The organism is Pelagibius sp. Alg239-R121 (assembly GCF_947331435.1).
GTDB lineage: Bacteria > Pseudomonadota > Alphaproteobacteria > Kiloniellales > Kiloniellaceae > Denitrobaculum.
This window is the reverse complement of record NZ_CAMZOF010000001.1, coordinates 797,649-822,250: the sequence shown is the minus strand read 5'-3', so window position 1 is coordinate 822,250 and position 24,602 is coordinate 797,649. Positions and strand designations below refer to the sequence as shown.

Below are 24,602 nucleotides of genomic sequence, written 5' to 3'. Positions count from 1 at the left end.
ATGAAAGTGAAATCCCACCGGCTTCCGCGTGCTTTGGCGGCACTCGTTCACGACGTCTCAATGGCGGCGTTGTCCTTTGTGCTCGCCCTGGGTTTGCGCCTCGGTGATCAAGCCCTGACACATCTCTCGGAACGTCTGATTTCGGCCTGGATTCTCTTTATCGCCGTCTGCGGAATCGTGTTCTGGATGACCGGACTTTACCGGGGCATCTGGCGCTACGCTTCCATGAACGATCTGTCGGCCATCGTAAAGGCCGTCACCATGGCGCTGCTGATCTATCTGCCGATCGCCTTTTTGACGACGCGCGTCGCGGACATCCCGCGGTCTTCAATGATCATCAACTGGTTCGTGCTCATTTTCCTGCTTGGCGCCCCGCGCATGGCGTACCGGGTCTTCAAGGACCGGGGTATGCGGCACCTGATGGAGCGCAGCAGACATTTGCGGGTACCGGTCCTGATGGTGGGCACGGGCGATGCCGCCGAAGTCTTTATCCGCGAAATGGCGCGCGATCGTGACGGTGCCTACGAGGTTCTGGCTGTCGTCGACGACCGCGGCACACGGGTTGGACGCAGCATCCACGACATACCGGTTCTTGGCCACCTGAACGATCTCGACAAGATCATGGAACTGGCGAGCGCACGCACGGGCCAACGCCCCAGGCGGCTGGTCTTGGCCAAGTCGCTGGACCGGGAAGCCATGCAGGATTTGCTGGGTTTCGCCGAGCGGTTCGATCTTCACATTGACAGGATGCCACGCCTGACGGACTTCAAGACCCGAGTGGCCGACGCCGACGGCGTCATTTCAAGCGGGATAGAGGTCCGGCCGATCGCGATCGAGGATCTCCTCGGCAGAAGTCAGGCAAAGCTGGACCGGGCTGCAATGCGTCAGCTGATCGCCGGCCGCCGCATCATGATCACGGGTGCCGGCGGATCGATCGGCTCCGAGCTGGTACGGCAGATCGCTGCTTTCGGTCCCAGCCGCCTGATTCTTTTCGACAATGCGGAGTACCTGCTCTACGGCATCGACATGGAGATCCATGAAAAGTATCCGGAGATGAGCCAGAGACCGGTGCTGGGCGATGTCCGCGATGCTGCCCGCTTAAACCATATCATGGCCGAGGAACGGCCTGAATTGCTGTTCCACGCTGCGGCCCTCAAGCATGTACCGATGGTCGAGGCCAATCCCGTCGAGGGGGTCCTGACCAACGTTCTGGGAACGCGTAATACCGCGGATGCCTGTCGCAGGAACGGGGTCGATGCCATGGTCCTGATCTCAACGGACAAGGCCATCAATCCGCCGAACGTCATGGGGGCTACAAAACGCCTTGCGGAGAATTACTGTCAGGCGCTCGATATTGCCGACCGGCGCGCAGATGGCGGTTCGGCAGGCGGAGGAACCGGTACCCGCTTCATAACGGTGCGCTTCGGAAACGTATTGGGCTCGACTGGCTCGGTCGTACCGCTGTTCACGCGCCAGCTTGAAAATGGGGGGCCTTTGACCGTTACCCATCCCGAGATGACGCGCTATTTCATGACCATCCGCGAGGCGGTGGAACTGGTGCTTCAAGCCTCGGCCCTGGGTGCCAACGCGCCCAGCGAAGAGGCCGGCAAGATCTATGTTCTCGATATGGGTAACCCGATCAAGATCGCCGACCTGGCGCGTCAGATGATCCGCCTCGGTGGTCTGCGTCCCGACAAGGACGTCAAGATCGTCTATACCGGTTTGCGTCCGGGTGAAAAGCTGTACGAAGAGCTCTTTCACGAACAGGAGCCCCTGGTCGAAACCAGCCACCCGTCACTCCACCTGGCTTCTCCCCGCACAACCAATCTCGAACTCCTGTCACGCAGTCTGGAAGAGCTTGAGACAATAGCCGTGGCGCGCGACCAGAGCAGCGTTTCGCAGCACCTGCAGAGGCTGGTTCCCGAGTACCGCAGGAACAGCCAGGAAACCCAGGACCCGGTCGTCGTTGCGCTTTAACCAGCCTGATCAGCGGTCCGGATGGCGCTGGGATACTGCAGCGCAATATCGCGTCTTGACGTAATGGCGGCAGCCACCTAAACCCCACCCAAGCAACCGGCCAGCGGCTTCTGCCCGGCCTCCGCGGTTATGGACACCCCGATCGATTATTTGGCGAGGCCCGTTCAAGAAAGCCGTGATGGCCGCCCTCTTGCGTGATGCGCTGCCGGTACCCGGAATCTACCCGCTGGAGCCGTTCTATGCCCAACAAGATCACTCGTGCCCTTCTCTCGGTTTCCGATAAATCCGGTCTCGCCGAGCTGGGTGCTTTTCTAGACGCACTGGGTATCGAAATCCTCTCCACCGGTGGCTCGGCGGGCGCCCTGCGCAATGCCGGCGTCAAAGTTACTGATGTTTCCAGCCACACCGGGTTTCCGGAGATCATGGATGGACGGGTGAAAACGCTGCACCCGAAAATTCATGGCGGGATTCTTGCGCGGCGGGATCTGGAAAGCCACCGCCAGGCACTGGAAGAGCAGTCGATCGGCCCGATCGATCTGGTCGTTGTGAATCTCTATCCATTTGAGGCGACGCTGGCGTCGGGCGCAAATTTCGAGACCTGCATCGAGAACATCGATATCGGCGGCCCTGCGATGGTCCGGGCTTCAGCCAAAAACCATTCTTCGGTGACGATCGTTACCGACCCGTCGGATTATCAAGCCGTCATGGATGATATCTCGGCCAACAACGGCGTGACCTCGGATGGATTGCGGCGGGATCTTGCAGCCAAGGCATTTGGGCACACCGCTGCCTACGATGCCATGATCGCCGGGTGGCTGGACGGTGAACGCGGCGAGACCTTTCCTCTGCAGCGCACCCAGGCGGGTCGTTTGAACCAGGTTCTGAGGTATGGCGAAAACCCGCACCAAATGGCCGCACTATATGTAGGCGGTGCCGAAGGTGACGGTGTGCCGCGCCCGGGCATCGCCACGGCACAACAGCTCCAGGGCAAGGAGCTCAGTTATAACAATCTGAATGACACCGACGCTGCCTTCGAGCTCGTCGCCGAATTCGAGCAACCGGCTGTCGCAATCATCAAGCATGCCAATCCCTGCGGCGTCGCCATGGGCGAAGACCTGAATGCGGCTTATGTCAAAGCCCTGAGTTGCGATCCGGTCAGTGCCTTCGGCGGTATTATCGCCCTGAACCGGCCGCTCGACGCGGCCACAGCTGAGAAGATCGCCGAACTCTTTGCCGAGGTCGTGATCGCGCCGGAAGTCGATCCCGACGCGCGCGCAGTCCTGGCAGGTAAAAAAAATCTCCGCGTTCTAACCACCTCCGCTTTACCCGATCCGGCCGCACCCGGCATGACTCTCAAAACTTTGGCTGGAGGTTTCCTGCTGCAAAGCCGCGACAACGGCCGTATCACCGAGCAGGATTTGAAGGTCGTCACCAAGCGCGCCCCCGACGCGAAGGAGCTTGCAGACATGGTCTTCGCCTTCCGTGTGGCAAAACATGTGAAATCCAACGCGATCGTCTACGCACGAGAAGGTGCGACGGTAGGCATTGGCGCAGGCCAGATGAGCCGGGTCGATTCCTCGCGCATCGCAGCCTGGAAAGCCCGGGAAGCCGCCGAAGCGGCCGGCCTGTCCGAGCCTGCGACCATCGGCGCGGTGGTGGCCTCTGACGCCTTCTTCCCTTTCGCCGACGGGTTAATGGCAGCGGTCGACGCCGGCGCCAAGGCGGTCATTCAGCCGGGCGGCTCAATGCGCGACGACGAAGTCATCGCCGCCGCCGATGAAGCGGGACTTGCGATGGTCTTTACCGGGATGCGTCACTTCCGTCACTAGGTTGGGAACTCCTATTCCTTGATGGCCTTGGTCGTCGCCCCCTATCGAGGCATCTCAATCTATTCCCTCGGCGTGTCGTCGAGCCAGTCCAGACCGTGCGCGAAGTGTTCCGCCAAGTAGTCAACGAAACTGCGTACCTTCGGCGACAGATGGCGGCCCGGCGGGTAGACTGCATAAACCGCACTGTCCGGTACATGGTACTCGGACAACACTTCGATCATGCGCCCGGCCTTGAGATCAGCGCCAATCAACCACATCGGCAGCAAACCGATTCCCACTCCCGACAGAACAGCCGATTGCAGCGCCTCTGCTGAGTTGGCCTCCAGGTTTCCGGAAACCTGCACCGTTTCATGACCCTCTGGACCGTCAAAATGCCAGTCGTTGCGCGAGGCCCGGTAAGTGTAAACCAGACAGTTATGGGCAATCAGGTCCTGGGGTTTTTCGGGTGGCCGGCTACCCGAAAAGTACGCCGGCGCGCCACAAACCACGCGCCGGTTGGGTGCCAGCCGGCGGGCGATCAGGCTTGAGTCCGACAGATCTCCGATCCGGATCGCCAGGTCCATTCCCTCTGCCAAAATGTCGATCAGGCGGTCGTTCAGATTCAGATCGATCCGCATGTCAGGATAACGCTGCAAATAACCGGCAAGAACAGGTGCAACATGCAACTTTCCAAAGGCCGCAGGTAAAGCCAGCTTCAAGGTTCCGCGTGGGGTGGAGAGCAAATCGGCGACGGCCTGCTCAGCCTCTTCGATGTCAGAAAGTATCTGCCGGCACCGTTCGTGAAAGCCTGTTCCCGCCTCAGTCAGGTTCAGACGCCGCGTCGTCCTGTTGAATAAGCGCGCACCGAGCCGGTCTTCGAGACGGCCGATCTGCTTGCTGATCGCCGAAGGGGTCAGATCCAGGGACCGGGCTGCCGCCGAGAAACTGCCGGACTGCACGACCCTGACAAAGACATCCATCTCACTAACGTTGTCCATAGCATTCGCTTTGTATTTATGAATACAAGGCACAGATTATATTCAAAACGAATGTATTATCAACAGAATGGATCGCATCTATCTTCTTATCACTGAACAACACCCCCAGCTTCCGTCTCACTAAGGAGCACATTAAGGAGTTTCGAGCCATGAATTCGACGTTCCACGCGCACAGAAACCGTCAGCCTGCCTTAGGGCCGAACGATCCTGCATTTCACGCCACGCTGAATAACATTGACCGGGATATGGTGCGGTATGTGCGCCGTGCCCACGAAGCCCGCAGTGCTGCGCTCTTTAAAGGCGTCCGCCATCTGATACAACTGACGGCACGCCTACCTCGTTTAGCTACGGCGATCGGAGATGCAATTCACACTTGGCTCTTCACACCACTCTTCAGTGGTGGACGCAAATCCTGACACCAAGACAATGGGCGGATCTTCAGGAGGATCCGTCTGTAACCTGCTTTGTAGGGCTGTTTACGCTCCACCCAACCTGCTTTTAGACCGTGAGCGCTTTTCGCTGATTCTATGAAAAGCCTGCCACGGCCTTTACGTCTTATAGCTGGACAGCGATTCCTTAAGCGGCGCGAGGATCAGGAGTCCCAGCACAAAGAACACCAGGATCACCGCCATACCCGCTTGCTGGCTGTTTGTCCAAACCGTGATCCAGCCCACCAGTGCCGGCCCGACAAAAGCCGTCGCCTTTCCCGAAAAAGCGAAGAGACCAAACATTTCGGTTCTAAGGTGCGCCGGCGCCAGGCGGGCCATCATTGAGCGGCTCGCCGACTGGGTCGGCCCCATAAAGACGCCGATCGCACAGCCCAGGGCATAGAACCAAACCTTGCTGTCGACCACCAGAATCCAACCACAGAGAAGAGTTAGACAGACAACCGAGATCATGATGGTGCGCTTTGCCCCGATCCAGTCGTCGATCCAGCCGAAGCCCGCCGCCCCGATGCCGGCGGTGATGTTCAGAAGGATTGCAAAAATCAGGATTTCGCCCGTGTCCATTCCGAACTTGCTGGCTGCATAGATCCCGCCAAACACAAACAGCGTATTCAGGCCGTCGATGTAGATCATACGCGCCAGCAGAAACCGGCCGATCTGTCCATGGCTTGGCAATTCGCGCAGGGTTTTTACCAGCAGGCGCAGCCCGCGCCGGATTGCCTCACCCGAGGACAGGCCGCTGGATTTCCGGTCGGGTGTCAAAAGAAACAGCGGTAGGGCGAAAACCGCAAACCAGATCGCAACCAGCGGGCCCGTCGCGCGCACATGTTCTGCAGCCGATTTGTCCAGTCCGAACAGCGGCTGTTCCGGACGAATCAGCAGGACAAGGCACAGAACCAGGCAGACCAACCCGCCTCCATATCCCAGACCCCAGGCCCAACCCGACAGACGCCCCAGCTTTTGTACCGGCGCCAATTCGGGCAGCATGGCGTTATAGAACACCTGCCCAAGCTCAAAGGCTGCATTGGCAATGCCCACGAGGATCAAGGCGCGTGCCGCAAAGGAAAGCTCGGGTGCGACCGTCCAGAGCGAGAAACCGCAGGCGATGCAGATCACCGTAAAGACAAAGAGCCAGGGTTTGCGTGGGCCGCCCTGATCGGCCAGTGCACCGAAAATCGGAGCCAGAATCGCAATCGCCAGACCGGACAGGCTAATGGCCATGCCCCACTCTTTCGTCGCCTCCTCGGGCGAAGCCGCGAGCGCCGAGGCATAGTAGTTGGCGAAGACGAAGGTCACGATCACGGTCGGAAATGCTGAGTTGGCCCAATCGAAAAAACACCAGGCCACCAGAGCCGTGGAGCTCGCCTTCCAGCGGGAGTCTTCTGCGTCGGTAGCGGCCTGCCCGTCCTGCAGTCTATCTTCGGCCATCGATTTCCCTTTGCTGGATCAACTGATGGGGTGCGATCTATATTGTATTTTCGAATCGGCCTGACGGCGTGGGTAAAGGATTCGCTTTTGCACAACCGGCAGTCATTAGATCGCAAATGCCGGCAAAAACGACAAGGATCAATATGTCAGCCTCTCGAGACCAGTCTCCGATCACTTCGGAAAATCAAGCGAGTATTGCCGCCTGGGGTCAGGCAACTTTCGGACTTGCGAAAAATCCGATCGACTTGGTAACCCGCGCGCAACAAGAACTCGCTGAGCTCGCAGAGGCGGTGAGCGCAGGCCAGCCGCCGGAAGCCGCGATGGAAACCGCGGATGTCATGATCCTGCTTTACCGGTTGGCCGAGGATCTGGGTTATGATCTTAACGAATCCGTTGCGCGAAAGATGGCCGTCAACCGGGCGCGGAAATGGATTCGCGCAGGAGACGGCACAGGGCAGCACGTCGAAACGCTTTAACCGCCGCCTCAGATAAAATTAGACTTATCGTTACCCAGTACGTTCAAAAGGAACCACGCCATGCAGATCGTCACCACGGATTCAATCGAAGGCAAACGCGTCGTCGCTTACATGGGTATCGTCAGCGGCGACGCCATTGTCGGCGCCAACTTCTTCCGGGATTTTTTCGCCAGAATTCGCGACGTGGTCGGTGGTCGCGCGGGCGGATACGAAAAAGCTCTGCGCGGCGCCAAGGAACACGCGATGGAAGACATGGTGGAACAGGCTCAGGAATTAGGCGCAAATGCTGTTATCGGCGTCGACCTGGACTACGAAACCGTGGGCGATTCGATGCTGATGGTCAGCGCCAACGGCACCGCTGTCCGCATTGAATAGCGTCGCTCGTGGTAACGCCGATCCGGGTTGAAACCCGGACCGGCACACTCCCCTATAACACCTTCAGCCCGACACCAGCGACTTAAGCTGCCGGTTTGCCACGGCAAGCATCGCCAGATCCGGATTACCGGCGGCGTTCAACTCCGCCAGCAACTGTTCCGTCCGTGCAACGATGGGCCGGCGGGCGGCAGCCCAGGTGTTGATGACCTCTGCAGCCTCGGCGGATTTTTTGTCCGCATCGAGGACGCTGGTCGTCAAGGCACTCTGATGCCCATAGAGATCATCGACGATCGCCGTGACCGCCAACTTGTCCCAGGCGGAATCGCTGGGCAGGCGGCGTGCAGCGCGGCGCAGCCAGTCGAAGCCGAAGCGGTCTCCGATCGCGAAGTAGGTCATCCCGGCCTGTTCGACCGGCAGCTTCGTGCGCTGTGCCGCCGAAACGATATCGCCAGCCGGCACCAGCAGTGCCAGGCTTGCAACCCGGCCTGCGAGTTCCTCCGGAACGCCCTTACTGCGATAGTCCTTAGTCCGCACACTGAGCTGACGCCGGGCCTCCAGTGACAACATGACCTTCAGATCGGAAATCAGCTGTCCGAGCGACTTGCCGTAGACCTTGATGTTCTTTTCGATGTCGAGCGGGTGCTCGCCGTTGCGCAGGAACCACACCGTACCCTGCTCGATCAGACGGCCGACTTCGACCAGCATTTCCGCCTGAAGTTCAGCAGGCACCTGATTGTCCAGCACCTCGATCTGTTGGAACAGATCGCGCAGGCCGAAGACTTCGCAGGCGATGTTGTAGGCCCGGGCGATGTCGGCTGCCGGCATCCCCGTCTTTTCTTTCACCTCGTGAACAAAGGTGATGCCGACCCGGTTGACCATGTCGTTGGTCACCACGGTCGCGATGATTTCCCGGCGCAGGCGATGCCGCGAGATAGCTTCGGCATACTCCTTACCCAAAATCTTGGGGAAGTACTCGATCAGGGCGCCGGCCATGTAGGCATCATCCGGCAGGTCGGATGCCAGGATTTCCTCGTAGAGCGTGATCTTGGCATAAGACAGCAGGACCGAAAGCTCCGGCCGGGTCAGGCCCGCGCCCTGTTTGAGGCGTTCGCCGATCGTTTCGTCGTCCGGCAGGTATTCGATCGCGCGATTGAGATCGCCCTGCTTTTCCAACACCCGCATATAACGGGCGAAGCGGTCCAGCAGATGCGCGCCCAGGCCTGCCGTCACCGTAATCGCCTGAGTCTGCAGATAGTTGTCCCGAAGCACCAGCTCCGCGACCTCATCGGTCATCTTCTCCAGAAGCTTGTCTCGTTGCTTGCGAGTCATATCGCCGGACTGCTCGATATCGCCCAGCAGGATCTTGATGTTCACCTCATGGTCGGAACAATCGACACCGGCCGAGTTGTCGATGGAGTCGGTATTGCTGCGCCCGCCATGCTGGGCGTATTCGATCCGCGCCCGCTGGGTCATGCCGAGGTTGGCACCCTCACCGATCACCTTGCAGCGCAGTTCCTTTGCATTGATGCGCAGGGCGTCGTTCGCACGGTCGCCGGCATCGGCGTTGGTTTCCATACTCGACTTCACGTACGTACCGATACCGCCAAACCAGAGGAGCTCCGCCTCAGATTTCAAGATAGCGCGTAGCAGTTCGATTGGCGTCAGGCTGTCCTCGTCGATTTCGAACAATGCCTTCATCTCGCGCGAGATCGGCAGTGACTTCGCTGATCGGTCGAAGATGCCGCCGCCTTTCGAGATCAGCTTCTCGTTATAGTCGGTCCAGGCCGAGCGCGGCAGCTCAAACAGGCGTTTGCGCTCAGCAAACGACTTTGCCGGGTTCGGATCAGGGTCAACGAAGATGTGCATATGGTTGAACGCGGCAACCATCTTGATCTGTTCGGACAACAACATGCCGTTGCCGAAGACATCGCCGGACATGTCGCCGACGCCGATGCAGGTAAAGGTTTCGCTCTGAGTGTCCTTGCCGAGCTCACGGAAATGCCGCTTGACCGATTCCCATGCTCCACGTGCCGTGATGCCCATTTTTTTATGGTCATAGCCGACAGATCCGCCCGATGCGAAAGCATCGTCGAGCCAGAATCCGTAATCGATCGACACGCCGTTCGCGATATCCGAGAAGGTCGCGGTTCCCTTGTCTGCCGCCACCACGAGGTATGGGTCGTCAGCATCGCGCCTGACCACCGCCTCGGGTGGCACCAGCTCGCCGGTCTGCAGATTGTCAGTAATGTCCAGCAGTCCGCGAATGAAGGTCTTGTAGCATTCAATGCCTTCAGCCAGGAAAGCTTCCCGGCCCGCATCGGCTGCCGGCGGTTGTTTGACGACGAAACCACCCTTTGAGCCAACCGGCACGATCACAGCATTCTTGACCTGCTGCGCCTTGACCAGGCCTAGGATCTCGGTCCGGAAGTCCTCGCGCCGGTCGGACCAACGCAGGCCGCCGCGTGCCACCATGCCGAAACGCAGGTGCACGCCCTCAATGCGCGGGCTGTAGACGAAGATCTCCCGGAACGGCCGGGGCAACGGCAATTCATCTATGTTGCGCGAGTCGAACTTGAAGGAGAGATAACTTTTGGGCTCGTCGTCCTCTGCCGTTTGGGCAAAATTTGTCCGCAGCGTGCATTCGATGCAGTTAAGGAAGCGACGGATGATCCGGTCTTCGTCCAGGTTGCTGACCTGATCCAACAGTCCGTGTATGCGCTCGACTATTGAGTCGGCCTCGGCATCCCGGGTTTCGTCACTCTGGGCGGCGCCACCTTCTTGTCCGAACCGGGTCTGGAACAGATCGACAAGCAGCCGGGTTATTTTTGGATTCCCGGCGAGAGTCTCTTCCATATAGCTCTGGCTGAAAGGGATCTGTGCCTGCCGCAGATATTTACAGTAGGCGCGCAGGATCGTCAGCTCTCTTGCCGTCAACTCTGCCTTCAGTACGAGCCTGTTGAAACCGTCGTTTTCCATATCGCCGCGCCAGACCTTGGCAAAGGCTTCGTGGAAGGCACGTTTAACCGAAGGAATGTCGATTTCATCGCCATCCTGCGTGACCATCTGAAAGTCATGCATCCAGACCGGATTGTCGGACTTGGCGGGGTGAATCTTATAGGGATTCTCGCTGATTACCTTCAGCCCCATGTTCTCCAGCATCGGCAGAACGTCGGACAGCGGAACCGGCTGGTCCGCAATATAGAGCTTAAAATGCAGCCGGTGCGCTTCGGCCTCCAGCGGCCGGTAAACATTCATAGCGAGACCGCCGCTGTCTTGCGCCTCGTCGATGCGCTTTACGTCGAAAGCCGCATCGTGTTCGTTGAAATGATCCTGGTAGCTGGCCGGAAAGGCTTTGGAGAAGCGGCGCAGGCTCCGGATACCGCGCTCTTCGCCCCGATCTTCGATCAAGGCCTCTTCGAGGCGGTCGACCCAGGAGCGGCCAGCTTCTGCGAGCTTGCGTTCCAACGTTCCATGATCGACGTCGGGGATCTCACCGCGCGTGGTTTTCACGATGATGTGCAGCCGCGCCAGAGCCTCATCGGTCAAGTGCGTGTAGAAGGCGGTGATAGAGCCACTGAAAGCCTCGGAAACGATGTTCTGCATCCGAAGCCGCAAAGCACTGTCGTAGCGGTCGCGCGGCACGTAAACCAGACAAGAGACAAAGCGTTCAAAGGGATCACGCCTCAGGAAAAGTGCAATGCGCTGCCGCTCCTGCAGATGAAGCACGCCCATCGCGGTACCCAGAAGCTCGTCTTCCGTGATCTGGAACAATTCGTCGCGCGGATAGCTCTCCAGGATATGAGTCAGGGCCTTGCCGTCATGACTGCCGGGCGAAAACCCGGAACGCTCGATCAGGGTATCGACCTTGGTGCGCAGCAGCGGAATATCACGCGGTGACCGGGAATAGGCGACGGATGTGAAGAGGCCGATGAACAGACGTTCGCCGACTACCTTGCCCTTCGCGTCGAACACCTTGATCGCGGCAGTGTCCATATGCACGGCCCGGTGAACGCTGGAGCGGCTGTTGGCCTTGGTTACCCGCAGCAGATCGGACTTTTTCACGAAGTCTTGTATTTCCGCGGGCAAGCTACCGAGATTACGGAGGCCATCGAATACCTGAACCGAATTGTCGCGTAGAACCCCGAGACCGACTTCGTCCAAAACCTTTGACACGGCCTTTTTACCTCGGCCCTCAAAGCGGTACTCGCGGTACCCGAGATAGGTAAAGTGGTCGTCGTTCAGCCATTTCAGAAAGGAGATCCCTTCCTCGATCTCGGCTTTGGGAATTGAGGGCGGATTTTTCTCCAGATCGGAAATAATGTCTTCCATCTGTCCGCGCATGGGCTGCCAGTCGTCAACCGCAACTCTCACGTCGGCGAGCACCTGTTCCAGACGCTCCCGAAACTCGCTTTGCTGCTCTGAGGGCTGTTCGCTGATCTGCAGCTGCATGACTGATTCGCGGTTGTCACCTTCGATATCGTCAAAGAGCTTCTTCAGCTTGCCCTTGGCGTCACGTTCGACACGGATGATAGGATGGATGACGAGAAACACTTCGGCTTCGAGCAGACCGATGGCGGCGGTGATCGAATCCACCAAAAACGGCATGTCGTCATTGATGATTTCAACAACCGTATGGGACGACTTCCAGCCGTATTCCTCGGGCCTAGGATTATAGACCCTGACCTTCGCCTCACCTTGTTTGCGTTGGGATGCCTGCCCCCACAACGACAGGGCGGCGCCATAAAGGTTGTCTACCGACTCGCCAAGAATGTCGTCCGGCGCGACATGGGCATAAAACTGTTTGAGAAAGCGTACCGCGTCTTCCGACCGCTTGGCATCGAGACGTTTACGTGCGCGTTCACAGAGCGTCTCAATAAGTTCCGATTTGTGCTCTTCGGCATGACTTGCCATTTTCGCGATCCCCCCCGGAATTCTGGCTGCTTTACTCAATTGCGGCCGATTGTTCGTGTCACCTCGTTTGAGGCTATAGTATTCTTTGGTTAATGGGGAGTAGCTATCGGAAATAAATGAATTTTGCGGGATACTTCGTCGGCAGAGCCCGGTTGTTTGACAAATTTTTGTGAGGCCGACAGCGATCAGTGACTACTCAGATCAAAAGCCGGTCCTTCCCCGCCTTCGACGCTAAACCAGATTTTAAGTCTATTCCGCTTTAATGGCATCGGAACAGAGGTCCTGATCCAGCTCTGCACAGTCGGCTGTGAGCAATATCCAGGGCCTTGGCAGAAACCCTGCAGCAACGAGCTCTATTGGCTTGTCCTCCGATGAGACATGCCATCCATAGGGCAGCAATTGGTCGAACAGGCTATGAGCGAAGTAGAACACAGCACGGGGCTCTCCATTCGCGCCACCGGCAAGACCGGCCATCACTCCAGGCAGTCCTGGCAGTCGGTCGCTACCTTTATTGTGACCTTTGCCACCGGGACGGTGGCTGTTGGCTTGGGTGTTCTCTACTTCCTGGTTTCGGCACCACACTGACCAAATCGGAAGAAGGTCACGCAGTCCCTGATGTAGGCGCGTAAACACAGCTCATAGGTGTTAAAATGATGCGTGTTCTAAAAAATGTGGTAGTCTGACGGGGTGGAAAACACACGACAGGATCGGACAGGTCTGCGCTTTTCCGGACGACGTCTTAGCCAGAAAAGGACACTGCAGGTCATTGGCACTGGAGAGTCTTTGCCCGAAACCGCCGATAAGAAACTGACGCGGATGCTCGACTACTGGCGTTCACTTTGCGAGGACAGCCGGATTCCGGGCCGGAATGCAATCGACCCTCTTTCGATTCCGCAGCTTCTTCCCTACATCCTGCTGCTCGATGTGGAAAAAAACGACTTTCGTTTCCGGCTCGTGGGCGAGGCCGTCAATCGCCGCTACGGCGGGCAGATAAAGGGCCAAAGTCTGGCAGAACTGCTCGATGGACAAATTCTGGCGGAAACCTTGGAAGAGCATGTGCTCTGTATTGACAGCCACGCAGCTGTCTACACACGCAACACAATCCACACGATCGATACAGATGACATGAAGCAATATCAGCGCCTGATCCTTCCGCTGTCAGACAACGGTGTGGAGGTTCAATCCATCGCCGGCGTAATGCATTTCGAAAAGTGAGCACTCAATGAGGTATCCGAAACAGCAGTGGGACGGCAGGGACTTCGGGATCGCTCGAGCAAAAGTCTTTCAGTGCAATTCTGGCGTCAGGAATGCCCGGCCGAACCTGCGCGATCGAAAGTTCACCATGGCAGCTCCAAGGGACTATTTTCCCAACTCGATGAAAGTTTGTGAAACTATACAACGGATTGGGCCTAGCTTTGGATTGGCCATGGAATTAGGCTGACGCTGGCACCAACTTAAATGAAAGGCAGAATAACTATTTTACAACCGGTACTTAGCCAAGAAGAACTCGGTATACAAGTGCTGGTTATCGACCCCGTGTCAGCGGGAGGAGATCGCGAAAAACTGTTTGCGTCGAACTGGCATGACGATGTGATCGGAAAGCGTCGAGAAGAGAAAAATAAGGAAACAAGCGATGTATTCCGTCACTGTCACAAGTGATACGGCGGATAATCTGGTTTCGGATAAACTTCCGGAACAAGCGAATGAATCACTGTGTTGGGCACTCCAGTACTGGGATGAACATCGCGGCCGGAGGGCTTTGCCGGCGCGCGGCGATGTGGATCCGATGGACTTTCCGCGACTGCTCCCAACCACTTATCTGTTGGAACGAGAGCCGAATCACGATTTCATCGTGCGGGTCGCCGGAACCCGCTTTCGCGAGGTCTATGGGCGTGAAGTCACCGGTCAGAAAGTCAGCGAGTTCATCCCTTATGACTCCGGCCGGGACTTTCACCTCGACGTCGAACTGTGCTGCAAACACCACCAGCCCGTGTTCCGCGATGGCCGCGCAACCTGGCGCCCTTCAGGTGTTGCCACACGCTTTCAGAGGGTTCTGTTACCGCTTGGTGCTTACGATACCTTCGTCGACCATTTACTCGGTTTTGCGGTCTTCTTCGACGAAGACGGTAATCCCGAAATCTGACCCAAGAGTCTGTTTCACCGGTTCGCAAGTTCGCCGGGCCGGCTTCAGATCTCGGCTGATAAAAACCCATCTTCAAACGGAAAATCACTCATCAGTTCGATCCCGTTTTCGGTCACCAGCACCTGTTGTTCCAGCTTGACGCCCTCTCCACCCTCTTCGTGTCCAATATAGCTCTCGACGGAGAGAATCATGTTCGTCTCGATAACGCCGTCATAGTTCACACCGGCATCATAGTCCGCATCCTGAACAATATAGGGGTATTCACCGGTCAGGCCGGTTCCGTGCATGAGCAGGTAATAGCGCCGGGCATAGAAAGCTTCCGGAATAACCCAGGCGGCCTCGGTGATCTCGCGAAAGCTGCGGCCTGGCTTGATCAGCTCCATGTTGTGATGAATCTGCTCAAAAGCCAAACGGTACAATGTCTTCTGCGCCACGCTCGGCAAACCGTCTCCGCAAAGGAAAGAGCGTGAAAAGTCTGCATAGTAACCATGGGGGCCGACAACGTCCGTGTCGTGCGCCACGATTTCGCCGGCATTGAGGAGCCTGGTCCCGGTCTCCTGGAACCAGGGGTTCGTCCGCTCCCCCGATGTCAACAGCCTGGTTTCGATGTAATCGGCGTTATTGGCAATGACATGGCTGTGGAGCACCGACCAGAGTTCGTTCTCGCTGATCCCGGGCCGGATGGCGTCGCGTAGTTTCCATTCGCCGGTCATCACGCAGGCCACTGATCGCTTCGAACAGATGATCTCCTCGGGTGTCTTGATTGAGCGCGCCCGCTCGACTGGGTGCTGAGCATCAAGGATTTCGAATCCGGCATCGCGCAGGCAGGCAACAGCCCCCGAATCGATACGCTCCAGTCCGATCCGTTGTTCGCCGGGGCAATGGCTGCGCATCAGCCCGGCAATGTCGTCGGCCCAGGCCTTTGCCGTCTCTGCCATTAACGGCCCGCGTGCGACATAGGACACGGTTTTGGAAATGCGGATTTCGTCGATGGCCGGGTTGTCTTTTTCCAGGTGCTCGCAGCCCTCGAATTCAAAAAGGACGACGGGCCCCTCCTGGGGTACGAAGACATAGCGCGCTGGATTGCGCAGTAGGAAGGGGATCATGTTTCGCGCACCCGTCGCATAGCGCACATTGTGCGGGTCGTGCAACACCACAGCGGGAACATCGAATTCCCGCAGGCTGGCACGCAGACGTGCGAGACGCCCGAGGCGGAGCGCATTTTCATCAGGCGCTGGCGGTGCGACGAACTCCATAAATTGCGGCCTCCGGATTAAAGTGCAGGCATGCTATTCCTCGCGCCGCTCTGCTGACACGGTCAATGCCGCCGCCTTTTTGCTTCAGCGCGTCCAGAGGTCGGGACGATGCAGTTAGTCCTCGCGGGCACCGGCATAGCGGGATTCGGCATCGTAGTAGGCGTCGAAACCCACCAGTCTGCGCAGGTCGCCAAACTCCAGAAGCTGCGCATCAGGATGCCGGCCGGTCTTCATCTCGGCCAGGGCGTCGGTCATGGCTTTCATGGCCGCCGAGAGAAGCGTCAGCGGGTAAGCGGCGACGCGATAACCGATATCCTGAAGCAGTTCCGGGGGAAGGAGTGGCGTCGCGCCGCCTTCGACCAGATTCGCCATATGGACCCCTGGAACCTCACCGCAAACCCTGCGCATTTCCTCTTCCGTCCGTGGCGCCTCGACAAACAGAATGTCCGCGCCGATCTGACTGAACTGCCGGGCCCGGTCCAAGGCTTCGTCCAGGCCCTTCGTATGGCGGGCGTCGGTGCGCGCCAGAATGAGAATATCCACGCCTTCATTGCGCGCATCCACGGCCGCCTCGATGCGGCTGTAGGCCGTGTCCCGGTCGACCACCATCTTGCCTTTTGTATGACCGCAGCGTTTCGGCGCGAGCTGATCTTCTATCATGACCGCCGCGAACCCAGCCTGGGCGTAACCTTGGACTGTCCGCTTGACGTTCAGAGCATTGCCATAACCTGTATCGCCATCACCAATCACGGGAATTGAAACGGCGCTGCAGATATCGCGGCCCTGATCGACCATCTCGCCATAGGAAATCAGGCCGGTGTCAGGTGCGCCGATCTTTGCGGCGGACACCGCAAAACCCGACATGAAGCTGAGCGGAAACCCTGCTTCTTCGATCAGTCGGGCGCTCAGGGCATCAAAGCAACAGGGCATAACCTGCAGCTCCGGTTTGGCCAGAAGTTCGCGGAGCCGGGCGGCCGGGGATGCTTGCATGGTCTCGTCCTTGGCTGGTTTCATGTCTTTGGTTCAAAACCGAAACGCAGTCACAAAGGCTTTGGCAAATCACTTGCCACACGCCAGTCTGCGTGATGCGATCCTTTTCTTTTGATGACAGCCCAGCCTAGGCTTGGCAAGCTAAGGTCAGTCAGACTGTCTCTTTTCCAAAAACCAAGAACAAGAGCCGGACCGCCGGCTTAAAGGGAGAAACAAATGCGAAAATTGCTAACCGTGGCCGCAGCGGCGGCCTTGCTGAGTGGCAGCGTGTCATTGGCACAGGCAGCCGACACGACGCTGCGCATCACCCTGCAGCTGCCACTCAAGAGCCATCTCGGTCAAAACCTGGTGCTCTTCAAGGACGAGGTTGAGAAGAAATCCGGCGGCGACATCGAAGTCCAAATCTACGATTCGGCCCAGCTCTATAAAGATAAGCAGGTCCCGCAGGCCGTGGGTTCCGGTGCCATCGAAATGGGCGTTGCCTCTCTCACACGCTTCGTCGGCGATGTTCCCGCAGTCGACATTTTTTATCAGCCCTTCATGTTCAATTCCGACGATCTGATCCGTAAGGCGACCGCAAAAGGTAGCCCGGTGCGCGATCCGCTTGACGACGCGATCCTGAATCAGACCGGCGCGCGCGTGCTCTGGTGGCAGGCCTATGGCAGTGCCATCATGCTCTCCAAGGGCGAAGCCGTTTCCACGCCCGACGCGGTCAACGAGAAAAAAGTCAGGGTCTTCGGCAAGACCCTTGGCGAGTTCATCAAATCCTGTGGCGGCGCGCCGACCCTGATTTCCGGCTCGGAACAATATCTCGCCTACCAGCGCGGCACCGTTGACGTCGGCATGACCGGTGTTTCGGGCGTAAAGTCCCGTAAACTCTGGGACGTGATGGACACCATCACCAAGACTCAGCATGCCGACATCGAGTTCATCGTGGTGGTAAACGATAAGTTCTGGTCAGAACTGCCCGAGGCGCACCAGAAAATCATCAGCGACGCTGCCGCCATGGCCGATGCTGCGGTCCGCGACAAGATCTCCGAGATCGAGAACGCCGCCTATGCGGCATCTGTCGAGAACGGCATGAAGATCGTTGAGCCTTCCGCCGAGCAGATTGCCGCCTGGCGGGGCTGCTCCAAGCCGGTCTATGACCAGTACGCCACCGATGCCGGCGATCTGGGCAAGCAGGTCATGGATGCCGCCACGAAGCTCCAGAAGTAGTCCTTTCAAATGAGAGATCGGGGGCGGTTCCTGGACCGTCCCCGCTTCCTACCTTTTATCCTTTCGAGCTTCCGTTCCTGAGAAACGGAGTCTCTCTTCTCATAAAGACAGCGGAAACAGGGGGCGGTTTTGCGCGCGATCGATTCGATCAGCATTTTTCTGGGGACCGTTGCCGCCTGGCTGTTTGTTGCAACCGGGCTGATGCTGACCTACGAGGTCGTTGCCCGCTATGCTCTTAACGCCCCAACCATCTGGGCCGCTGAGCTGTCGCAGATCCTTATGATTGCTGGGGTTTTCTTTGCCCTGGGTGCCACACTGCACCGACGTCAGCACATCGCGATTGAAGCACTCTATGCCCGTTTCAGCCCGCTGGGTAAAAAGCTCGCCGATAGCCTGACGCTGATTTTCGTTGGAGCCTTCGCCGCCATCGTCTGCTACTGGGGTTTCGACATCGCGCTGGATTCTTATTTAAAAAGCCGTTCGAGCGGCACCATGCTCAACATTCCCAACTGGTGGGCGGAAGCCTTGGTACCTTTCGGTCTTGCAGTCCTGTTTCTGCAATGTCTTGCCGAACTCGTGCGTGTCTGGTCCGGAAGCGGCTGGCAAGGCACAAAGGGGCACGCAGAAAGCGGCAATGAGGATTTGGCGTGACAACCATCCTGATTCTCGTTGCCCTCTTTTCCTTGTTGCTCGCTGGTGTGCCGGTCGCCTTCGTGCTCGGTGGTCTCGGCTTCATCTTACTGGCAATCGGCGGCTTCTCACCATTGATGGTGCCGCAGTCTCTCCTGGGCGGCCTCGACAACTTTATCCTGCTTTCCGTGCCGCTGTTCCTGCTGATGTCCAACGTCCTGCTGAAGGGCGGGGTTGGGCGCGACCTTTTTGCCGCCGTGCAGGCCTGGGTCGGCCATTGGCCCGGTGGACTGGCGGTCGCGACCGTTTTGTCCTGCGGTCTCTTTGCGGCGATTTCCGGCAGCTCCGTCGCAACGGCGGCCACCATTGCGACAGTCGCCATCCCGGAAATGGAATCCCGCGGTTATCCACGGAAGTTCGTGCTGGGCCTCCTGGCCGCCGGTGGGACTCTGGGTATCCTGATTCCGCCCTCAATCCCCCTGATCGTCTTCGGGTTCATCACCGAGGAATCGGTTATCAAGCTTTTCCTGGCAGGCATCGGACCAGGCCTGATCCTGGTTGGACTGTTTATTCTCTTCTCCATGGCCTACGCCGCCTATTCCTCGGAGTACCAGAAGACCGAAAAGGCTTCCTGGCAGACACGCGCTGCCGCCACCAAGCGCGCACTGCCCTCCATGGCGTTGGCCGCTTTAATTGTGTGGGGCATCTATTGGGGCGTCTTCACGCCGACCGAGGCTGCCGCCGTCGGCTTCGCCTTTTCACTATTCATAACGGCGTTCATTCTGCGCTCGATTGATTGGGCCGGATTCAAAGCCGCCGTGATCGACAGCATGGTCACAAGCGTCACCATTCTTTTAATCGTTGCCGGAGCAAAAATCTTCGGCAAGGCGATAACGCTCTATCGGATTCCACAAGACATCTCGATGTTCATCGCAAGCAACTTCAACGAAGCCTGGCTCTTTATCCTGGCGGTGTCGGTGCTGCTGGTCATTATGGGCTTCTTTCTGGAAGCCCTTTCCATGATGCTGATCATGGTTCCCGTGCTGGCACCCTCCCTGCTTCCATTGGGCATCGATCCGATTTGGTTCGGCATCTTCTTCGTAATCCTGATCGAAATCGCACTCATCACGCCTCCGGTCGGTCTCAACCTTTACGTCATACAAGCCGTAGGTAAGGCACAGATCGGCGAGGTTGCCGCCGGAGTCTGGCCGTTCCTCCTGCTGATGCTCCTGACGGTGCTGCTCTGCTATCTGATTCCGGATCTGGTGCTCTACATTCCATTCAAGCTGTAAGTCGCGATCGACACCTCACGCGTGCCGGTCTTGGTTCTGATCACGCATCTCCTGTCTCGGGCGCTGCGGGCGCCGGTCCGGCTGAAGTCGGAAATTCGACCGTCGTGGGCTTGATTGACGGCTGCCGGGCTAGGAATGTGCCACCGATTCCGATATCTACGCCTCCATCATTGCAGGCGCGTAGCAATGCACCACTAACGGGTTGCAATCAAAAAGCAATTACCCGACAAATAGCAGCGGCACGAGTGACTCACTGCATTGGTCTTTGGCTTATGAGCGGATCGAACGTTTTGTATGAACTGCGCCCGGCGCCGGAACGGGGCTTTCCAGAATCAGAATTCGAGGCAAGGCTGCAGGCGGCGCAGAGACTGATGTCCGCGCAGCGGGTGGGAGCTCTGCTACTCTCGACCGAACCCGAAGTCCGGTATTTCTCGGGATTCCTGACCCAGTTCTGGCAAAGTCCGACGCGGCCCTGGTTTCTTGTCGTCCCAGCAAAGGGCAAGCCCATCGCCGTGATTCCGGCCATCGGTGCCGACGTCATGGCACGAACCTGGATCGAAGATATTCGCACCTGGTCGTCCCCCCGCCCGTCGGACGACGGCGTGACGCTGTTGACCGCCGCCCTGCGCGACGCTGCGGGAACAACCGGCAGGATCGGCGTTCCGATGGGGCCCGAAACCCACGTCCGCATGCCATTCGGTGATTTCGACAAGGTTCGAAAGTCTTTGCATGGCAACGATTTCGTGGATGCGACGGGGATCGTGCGCAGCCTGCGCATGGTGAAATCCGACGCCGAGATCGACAAAATCCGCCACATCTGCGGCGTCGCCTCAAGCGCCTTTGAGACCTTGCCCAGCCTGCTGTCCGACGAGCAGACCGAGATTGAGGCCTTTCGGACATTCAAGACCGAGCTGCTCAATCGGGGCGCGGACGATGTCCCCTATCTGGTTGGCGGTGCCGGTCAGGGTGGTTACGACGACATCATCTCCCCGCCCTCCGACCGGCGTCTCCAGCAGGGCGATTTGCTGATTCTCGATACGGGCTCGACGTTTGACGGCTATTTTTGCGACTTTGACCGAAACTTTTCGTTCGGCAAAGCTACGGACCAGGTTCGACGGGCCTACGACACGGTCTTTGCCGCAACACAGGCTGGTTTTCAGGCCGCCCGGCCGGGCGCGACCACGTCGGATTTGTTCCATGCCATGTGGCGGGTCCTGGAAGATGGCGGTGCCTTGGGCAATGACGTTGGGCGCGTAGGACACGGCCTGGGTATGCAATTGACCGAATGGCCGTCGAACACAGCCACCGACGGCACGCTTCTCGTGCCCAACATGGTCCTGACCCTGGAGCCAGGCATGGCCTTTGCGCCGGGCAAGCTCATGGTACACGAAGAAAACATCGTGATTCGAGACGGTGGCGCTGAATGGCTCACCCGCCGGGCTGCCGCCGAACTTCCGGAGGTACTGTGACATGACAGCGTCCCTTGCCGGTGCCGCCATTTCGAACGACCCCGCGGCCTCACTCTCTTTCGAGACCGACGCAGGCATCGGAAGCCGCGCCAAACTGGGTTTGATCGTCCTGGAGACCGACCAGACCATTGAAGTCGAACTGCGTGACCTGCTGGGCGTCGACGGCCTGGCGCTCTACCACAGCCGCGTCCCAAGCGAACCTGAAGTCACCAGTGAGACCTTGGCCCGGATGGAGGCAAATTTGCCGGCAGCGGCCAAATTGCTGCCGGTAGCCGTGGGGCTCGATGTGATCGGCTATGGCTGCACGTCGGGCTCGACCATCATCGGTGAGGAGAATGTCGCCAAGGCCGTCAGAGCAGGCCTGGAAGAGAGCGGAGAGGAAAGCCGTGCGGCAATAGCCGTCACCAACCCCCTAACCGCAGTAAAAGCCGCATTCCGTGCCGTAAAAGCGACGAAAATCAGTTTCGTCACCCCTTATCTGCCAGAGGTCACCGGCGCGATGCGCGATCATCTGGAACAGCAGAATTTCGAGATCCCGTTCGTCGCCTCCTTCAATCAGAGCGAGGAAGATATTGTCGCCCGGATCACGCCGGCCTCAATCCGGGACGCCATTCTACGGGTTGGACGCGCGGCGGACTGCGACGCGGTCTTCGTGTCCTGCACCAACCTGCGGGTGGCCAGTGTTATCGAGGAAACCGAAGCTGAGCTGGGAAAACCGGTGATCTCCAGCAACCTCGCTCTGGCGTGGCATATGCTGCGGCTGGCCGGCGTCTCTGATGCCTTGCCCGATCGCGGCCGGCTTTTCCGGGAGAATTTGTCGCCCGTAGGTCCCTGACGGAGGCGGCCAAGGGCGTGAATTCCAGTCCTACTACATAAAGCAGACCCCGGCGCAGGCTACATTGCTGCGACCACGACGGTTCCGCGTTAGGCGCGGAAAAAGCGCGAAAGATCGGACTGCAACGCAGGCACAAAGGCCCTGCGAGACAGAAAATCCGGCGCTTCAAAAGAACCGGACCCAAGTGCCGGTTCATCAATATAAATGGAAGGAAACATGGAGCGGGCGATGAGATTCGAACTCACGACCCTAACCTTGGCAAGGTTATGCTCTACCCCTGAGCTACGCCCGCATCATCATGTTCGGCGGCGGAGATACCGCCTTTCTGCAGTCATTGCAAGCCCCTCCTCTCTGATTTATTGATTTTTCTTGGGCCGATGCACCGCCCCCCGATCTGGAATGCACCGTAATCGCCGCAGCTACACTGCAATTCTCGCTTGCGGTGTGCCTGTCTTGAACGTTATCAGGCTAAGGCCGGCCGCTCAGAGGCACTGATCCAGAAGAAACACCGGAACGAAATGTCATGTCCGAAACCGATTCCGAAGATGCAAGTAAGGCTGCCACACCGCAGCAACTGTTCGACTGTTTCGAGCGATTGGGGATCGAGACCCGCACCGTCGAGCATGCGCCGGTCTTTACCGTAGAGGAAGCCAAAACGGTCCGCGACGATCTGCCGGGTGGTCACAGCAAGAATCTCTTTTTGCGCAACAAGAAGGGTGAGATGTGGCTGGTGACCTGTTTCGAGGATCGCAAGATCGATCTTAAGGCCCTGGGGGCGACACTGGGTGCCGGGCGGATCTCTTTCGGTTCACCCGACCGGCTGCGACAGTACCTCGGTGTGGAGCCGGGCGCCGTCACGCCTTTCGCGGTCATCAACGACCTGGAGGGCAAGGTGAAATTCGTACTGGACCGCGGTATGCTGGAAGAAAACCCGCTTAACTTTCATCCCCTGGTCAACAGCATGACGACCGCCATCGGACCTCAGGATCTGATCCGGTTTCTAGAAGCCGAGAATCACGTGCCGGACTTTATCGATCTGTAACCTGCTCGCTCCGGTAGCCAAACAGGCTTAAATCCACACACTAAAAGTCGCACTATGTGATGCTGCCTGACCTTGACGCCGGCAATGCCGCTGACCACGGCTTGCTTTCCTTGGCCGGAACAGCCATGTAAATTGCGATTGCGCGGCACGCTGCCGTTGTCGATCCGTCCGCAAATGACATTGGACGGATCGTTAAAACCGGAAACCGGAGTGCGCCGTTCTCGATCAAAACGATAGAGAATGGAAACTGCCCTCTAGTCTATTGAATCAGGCTTTAGAACGAAAAGACGGGAATGCAATCTATGGAAACCATCATCGGAGCCGGCGGCCCGGAGGGAAGCGCTGCAGCAGCCGATGCCGTCAAGGACGGTACGCAGGAGACCTTTGCCAAGGATGTCATCGAAGCCTCGATGAAGACCCCGGTTATCGTCGATTTCTGGGCTCCATGGTGCGGCCCCTGCAAACAGTTGGGTCCTGTGCTGGAAAAGGCGGTGCGCGATACCCGCGGCGCCGTGCGTATGGTGAAAGTCAACGTCGACGAAAATCAGGCGATCGCCCAGCAGCTGCGCGTGCAGTCCATTCCAGCGGTCTACGCCTTTTTCCAGGGTCAGCCCATCGACGGCTTTGTCGGCGCCCAGCAGGAAAGTCAGATCAAGTCTTTCGTGGAACGGCTGGCACAGGAAGCCGGCGGCGATCAGGGCGACAGCCCGATCGAGCAGGCCCTGGCCCAGGCCGAAGCAGCACTCGAAGACGGCCAGCATGGCCCTGCCTCCGCGATTTTCGGCCAGATTTTGCAACATGAGCCTGATAATGCACGGGCGCTGTCAGGCTCGATCCGCTGCCGCTTGGGCGCTGACGACGTCGAGGGCGCACGAGAGCTGTTGGACGCGCTGACGCCCGAACTTGCAGCAAGTCCGGAGATCGCGTCTGCGGCCGCCGCGGTCGAGCTTGCCGAACAATCCATGGAAGTGGGAGAGATCACCGAACTGGCGCGCAAGGTCGAACAGGACGAAAACGACCATCAGAGCCGTTACGATCTGGCGCTCGCCCTTCAGGGCGCCGGCAAGTCCGAAGACGCCGCAGACGCTCTTTTGGAGATTGTCCGCAGAAACCGTGCCTGGAATGACGAAGCGGCGCGGAAGCAATTGGTCAAGTTCTTTGATGCCTGGGGCCAAACGGATCCTCTGACCCAGGATGTGCGCGGGCGTTTGTCGTCGATCCTGTTTTCGTGACGCAGGAATCCCTGATCGCATCGGTTGCCTGCATGACTGTCAGGGATGAGGCTCCGCCTGTTCGGAAGTGACTGCG

At 58.3% G+C, this 24,602-nt stretch carries 20 protein-coding genes and 1 tRNA gene; 15 read left to right on the top strand and 6 right to left on the bottom strand.

The annotated features are described in order from the left end of the window. Together QMZ18_RS03565 and purH are read left to right on the top strand one after the other, a co-directional pair. A complete protein-coding gene (locus tag QMZ18_RS03565) occupies nucleotides 1-1,977 on the top strand; it encodes a nucleoside-diphosphate sugar epimerase/dehydratase (RefSeq protein ID WP_282604850.1) in 1,977 nt (658 codons plus the stop codon). A gap of 239 nt (nucleotides 1,978-2,216) precedes the next feature. Beyond that, complete coding sequence (gene purH / locus QMZ18_RS03560; protein WP_282604849.1) at nucleotides 2,217-3,806, top strand: bifunctional phosphoribosylaminoimidazolecarboxamide formyltransferase/IMP cyclohydrolase; 1,590 nt, start codon at nucleotides 2,217-2,219, stop codon at nucleotides 3,804-3,806. A gap of 59 nt (nucleotides 3,807-3,865) precedes the next feature. Here the strand turns inward: purH and QMZ18_RS03555 are convergent, their stop codons facing one another. Further along, on the bottom strand, nucleotides 3,866-4,783 hold the full coding sequence (locus tag QMZ18_RS03555) for a LysR family transcriptional regulator (RefSeq protein WP_282604848.1): 918 nt from the start codon (nucleotides 4,781-4,783) through the stop codon (nucleotides 3,866-3,868). A gap of 149 nt (nucleotides 4,784-4,932) precedes the next feature. Between QMZ18_RS03555 and QMZ18_RS03550 the strand changes: the two genes are divergently transcribed. Then, nucleotides 4,933-5,199: a hypothetical protein gene (locus QMZ18_RS03550; protein ID WP_282604847.1), complete on the top strand. Its 267-nt coding sequence runs from the start codon at nucleotides 4,933-4,935 to the stop codon at nucleotides 5,197-5,199. 132 nt (nucleotides 5,200-5,331) lie between these two features. Here the strand turns inward: QMZ18_RS03550 and QMZ18_RS03545 are convergent, their stop codons facing one another. After that, complete coding sequence (locus QMZ18_RS03545; protein ID WP_282604846.1) at nucleotides 5,332-6,657, bottom strand: MFS transporter; 1,326 nt, start codon at nucleotides 6,655-6,657, stop codon at nucleotides 5,332-5,334. A 143-nt stretch (nucleotides 6,658-6,800) separates the two neighbouring features. On the opposite strand from QMZ18_RS03545, the gene QMZ18_RS03540 reads away from it, so the two are divergent. Then, nucleotides 6,801-7,133: a dATP/dGTP pyrophosphohydrolase domain-containing protein gene (locus QMZ18_RS03540; protein ID WP_282604845.1), complete on the top strand. Its 333-nt coding sequence runs from the start codon at nucleotides 6,801-6,803 to the stop codon at nucleotides 7,131-7,133. Nucleotides 7,134-7,193: 60 nt separating this feature from the next. Beyond that, nucleotides 7,194-7,508 carry a YbjQ family protein gene (locus QMZ18_RS03535; RefSeq protein WP_282604844.1) on the top strand — a complete coding sequence of 105 codons (315 nt, stop codon included), beginning with the start codon at nucleotides 7,194-7,196 and terminating at the stop codon, nucleotides 7,506-7,508. A gap of 63 nt (nucleotides 7,509-7,571) precedes the next feature. Here QMZ18_RS03535 and QMZ18_RS03530 read toward each other — a convergent pair whose 3' ends face one another. After that, nucleotides 7,572-12,419, bottom strand: coding sequence for an NAD-glutamate dehydrogenase (locus QMZ18_RS03530; RefSeq protein ID WP_282604843.1), 4,848 nt, complete (start codon nucleotides 12,417-12,419; stop codon nucleotides 7,572-7,574). 414 nt (nucleotides 12,420-12,833) lie between these two features. On the opposite strand from QMZ18_RS03530, the gene QMZ18_RS03525 reads away from it, so the two are divergent. The 3 genes from QMZ18_RS03525 (at nucleotide 12,834) to QMZ18_RS03515 (ending at nucleotide 14,562) form a co-directional block, all read left to right on the top strand. Continuing rightward, nucleotides 12,834-13,004, top strand: a complete 171-nt coding sequence (locus tag QMZ18_RS03525) for a hypothetical protein (RefSeq protein WP_282604842.1) — start codon at nucleotides 12,834-12,836, stop codon at nucleotides 13,002-13,004. A 198-nt stretch (nucleotides 13,005-13,202) separates the two neighbouring features. Further along, complete coding sequence (locus QMZ18_RS03520) at nucleotides 13,203-13,634, top strand: PAS domain-containing protein (RefSeq protein ID WP_282604841.1); 432 nt, start codon at nucleotides 13,203-13,205, stop codon at nucleotides 13,632-13,634. A 418-nt stretch (nucleotides 13,635-14,052) separates the two neighbouring features. Beyond that, on the top strand, nucleotides 14,053-14,562 hold the full coding sequence (locus tag QMZ18_RS03515; RefSeq protein ID WP_282604840.1) for a PAS domain-containing protein: 510 nt from the start codon (nucleotides 14,053-14,055) through the stop codon (nucleotides 14,560-14,562). A gap of 44 nt (nucleotides 14,563-14,606) precedes the next feature. Here QMZ18_RS03515 and QMZ18_RS03510 read toward each other — a convergent pair whose 3' ends face one another. Together QMZ18_RS03510 and QMZ18_RS03505 are read right to left on the bottom strand one after the other, a co-directional pair. After that, nucleotides 14,607-15,818: a Xaa-Pro peptidase family protein gene (locus QMZ18_RS03510; RefSeq protein WP_282604839.1), complete on the bottom strand. Its 1,212-nt coding sequence runs from the start codon at nucleotides 15,816-15,818 to the stop codon at nucleotides 14,607-14,609. 114 nt (nucleotides 15,819-15,932) lie between these two features. Beyond that, nucleotides 15,933-16,808, bottom strand: a complete 876-nt coding sequence (locus tag QMZ18_RS03505) for an oxaloacetate decarboxylase (protein ID WP_282604838.1) — start codon at nucleotides 16,806-16,808, stop codon at nucleotides 15,933-15,935. Nucleotides 16,809-17,024: 216 nt separating this feature from the next. On the opposite strand from QMZ18_RS03505, the gene dctP reads away from it, so the two are divergent. The 5 genes from dctP to QMZ18_RS03480 all read left to right on the top strand — a co-directional run bounded on the left by dctP (nucleotide 17,025) and on the right by QMZ18_RS03480 (nucleotide 22,252). Further along, entirely contained in the window at nucleotides 17,025-18,026 is a 1,002-nt protein-coding gene (gene dctP, locus QMZ18_RS03500; protein WP_282604837.1) for a TRAP transporter substrate-binding protein DctP, read from the top strand. Between the two features lie 129 nt (nucleotides 18,027-18,155). Further along, nucleotides 18,156-18,677 (top strand): TRAP transporter small permease subunit, encoded by a 522-nt coding sequence (locus tag QMZ18_RS03495; protein WP_282604836.1) that lies wholly within the window; start codon nucleotides 18,156-18,158, stop codon nucleotides 18,675-18,677. After that, nucleotides 18,674-19,948, top strand: a complete 1,275-nt coding sequence (locus QMZ18_RS03490) for a TRAP transporter large permease (RefSeq protein ID WP_282604835.1) — start codon at nucleotides 18,674-18,676, stop codon at nucleotides 19,946-19,948. The genes QMZ18_RS03495 and QMZ18_RS03490 overlap by 4 nt, the downstream gene beginning before the upstream one ends. A 272-nt stretch (nucleotides 19,949-20,220) precedes the next feature. Then, nucleotides 20,221-21,417 carry a Xaa-Pro peptidase family protein gene (locus QMZ18_RS03485; RefSeq protein ID WP_282604834.1) on the top strand — a complete coding sequence of 399 codons (1,197 nt, stop codon included), beginning with the start codon at nucleotides 20,221-20,223 and terminating at the stop codon, nucleotides 21,415-21,417. A 1-nt stretch (nucleotide 21,418) separates the two neighbouring features. Then, entirely contained in the window at nucleotides 21,419-22,252 is an 834-nt protein-coding gene (locus tag QMZ18_RS03480; RefSeq protein ID WP_282604833.1) for an Asp/Glu racemase, read from the top strand. Nucleotides 22,253-22,469: 217 nt separating this feature from the next. Here QMZ18_RS03480 and QMZ18_RS03475 read toward each other — a convergent pair. Further along, a tRNA-Gly gene (locus tag QMZ18_RS03475) sits at nucleotides 22,470-22,544 on the bottom strand. 231 nt (nucleotides 22,545-22,775) lie between these two features. Here QMZ18_RS03475 and QMZ18_RS03470 point away from each other — a divergent pair. Both QMZ18_RS03470 and trxA read left to right on the top strand, forming a co-directional pair. After that, nucleotides 22,776-23,294, top strand: coding sequence for a prolyl-tRNA synthetase associated domain-containing protein (locus QMZ18_RS03470; RefSeq protein WP_282604832.1), 519 nt, complete (start codon nucleotides 22,776-22,778; stop codon nucleotides 23,292-23,294). Nucleotides 23,295-23,596: 302 nt separating this feature from the next. Further along, the gene (gene trxA / locus QMZ18_RS03465; RefSeq protein ID WP_282604831.1) at nucleotides 23,597-24,526 is read left to right on the top strand and encodes a thioredoxin; all 930 of its coding nucleotides are present in this window, start codon (nucleotides 23,597-23,599) and stop codon (nucleotides 24,524-24,526) included. Nucleotides 24,527-24,602: the final 76 nt, after the last annotated feature.

Coding starts and splice junctions, on each gene's coding strand:
- QMZ18_RS03565 (WP_282604850.1), top strand. CDS start 1: ATGAAAGTGAAATCCCACCGGCTTCCGCGTGCTTTGGCGGCACTCGTT.
- purH (WP_282604849.1), top strand. CDS start 2,217: ATGCCCAACAAGATCACTCGTGCCCTTCTCTCGGTTTCCGATAAATCC.
- QMZ18_RS03555 (WP_282604848.1), bottom strand. CDS start 4,783: ATGGACAACGTTAGTGAGATGGATGTCTTTGTCAGGGTCGTGCAGTCC.
- QMZ18_RS03550 (WP_282604847.1), top strand. CDS start 4,933: ATGAATTCGACGTTCCACGCGCACAGAAACCGTCAGCCTGCCTTAGGG.
- QMZ18_RS03545 (WP_282604846.1), bottom strand. CDS start 6,657: ATGGCCGAAGATAGACTGCAGGACGGGCAGGCCGCTACCGACGCAGAA.
- QMZ18_RS03540 (WP_282604845.1), top strand. CDS start 6,801: ATGTCAGCCTCTCGAGACCAGTCTCCGATCACTTCGGAAAATCAAGCG.
- QMZ18_RS03535 (WP_282604844.1), top strand. CDS start 7,194: ATGCAGATCGTCACCACGGATTCAATCGAAGGCAAACGCGTCGTCGCT.
- QMZ18_RS03530 (WP_282604843.1), bottom strand. CDS start 12,419: ATGGCAAGTCATGCCGAAGAGCACAAATCGGAACTTATTGAGACGCTC.
- QMZ18_RS03525 (WP_282604842.1), top strand. CDS start 12,834: ATGAGCGAAGTAGAACACAGCACGGGGCTCTCCATTCGCGCCACCGGC.
- QMZ18_RS03515 (WP_282604840.1), top strand. CDS start 14,053: ATGTATTCCGTCACTGTCACAAGTGATACGGCGGATAATCTGGTTTCG.
- QMZ18_RS03510 (WP_282604839.1), bottom strand. CDS start 15,818: ATGGAGTTCGTCGCACCGCCAGCGCCTGATGAAAATGCGCTCCGCCTC.
- QMZ18_RS03505 (WP_282604838.1), bottom strand. CDS start 16,808: ATGCAAGCATCCCCGGCCGCCCGGCTCCGCGAACTTCTGGCCAAACCG.
- dctP (WP_282604837.1), top strand. CDS start 17,025: ATGCGAAAATTGCTAACCGTGGCCGCAGCGGCGGCCTTGCTGAGTGGC.
- QMZ18_RS03485 (WP_282604834.1), top strand. CDS start 20,221: ATGAGCGGATCGAACGTTTTGTATGAACTGCGCCCGGCGCCGGAACGG.
- QMZ18_RS03480 (WP_282604833.1), top strand. CDS start 21,419: ATGACAGCGTCCCTTGCCGGTGCCGCCATTTCGAACGACCCCGCGGCC.
- QMZ18_RS03470 (WP_282604832.1), top strand. CDS start 22,776: ATGTCCGAAACCGATTCCGAAGATGCAAGTAAGGCTGCCACACCGCAG.
- trxA (WP_282604831.1), top strand. CDS start 23,597: ATGGAAACCATCATCGGAGCCGGCGGCCCGGAGGGAAGCGCTGCAGCA.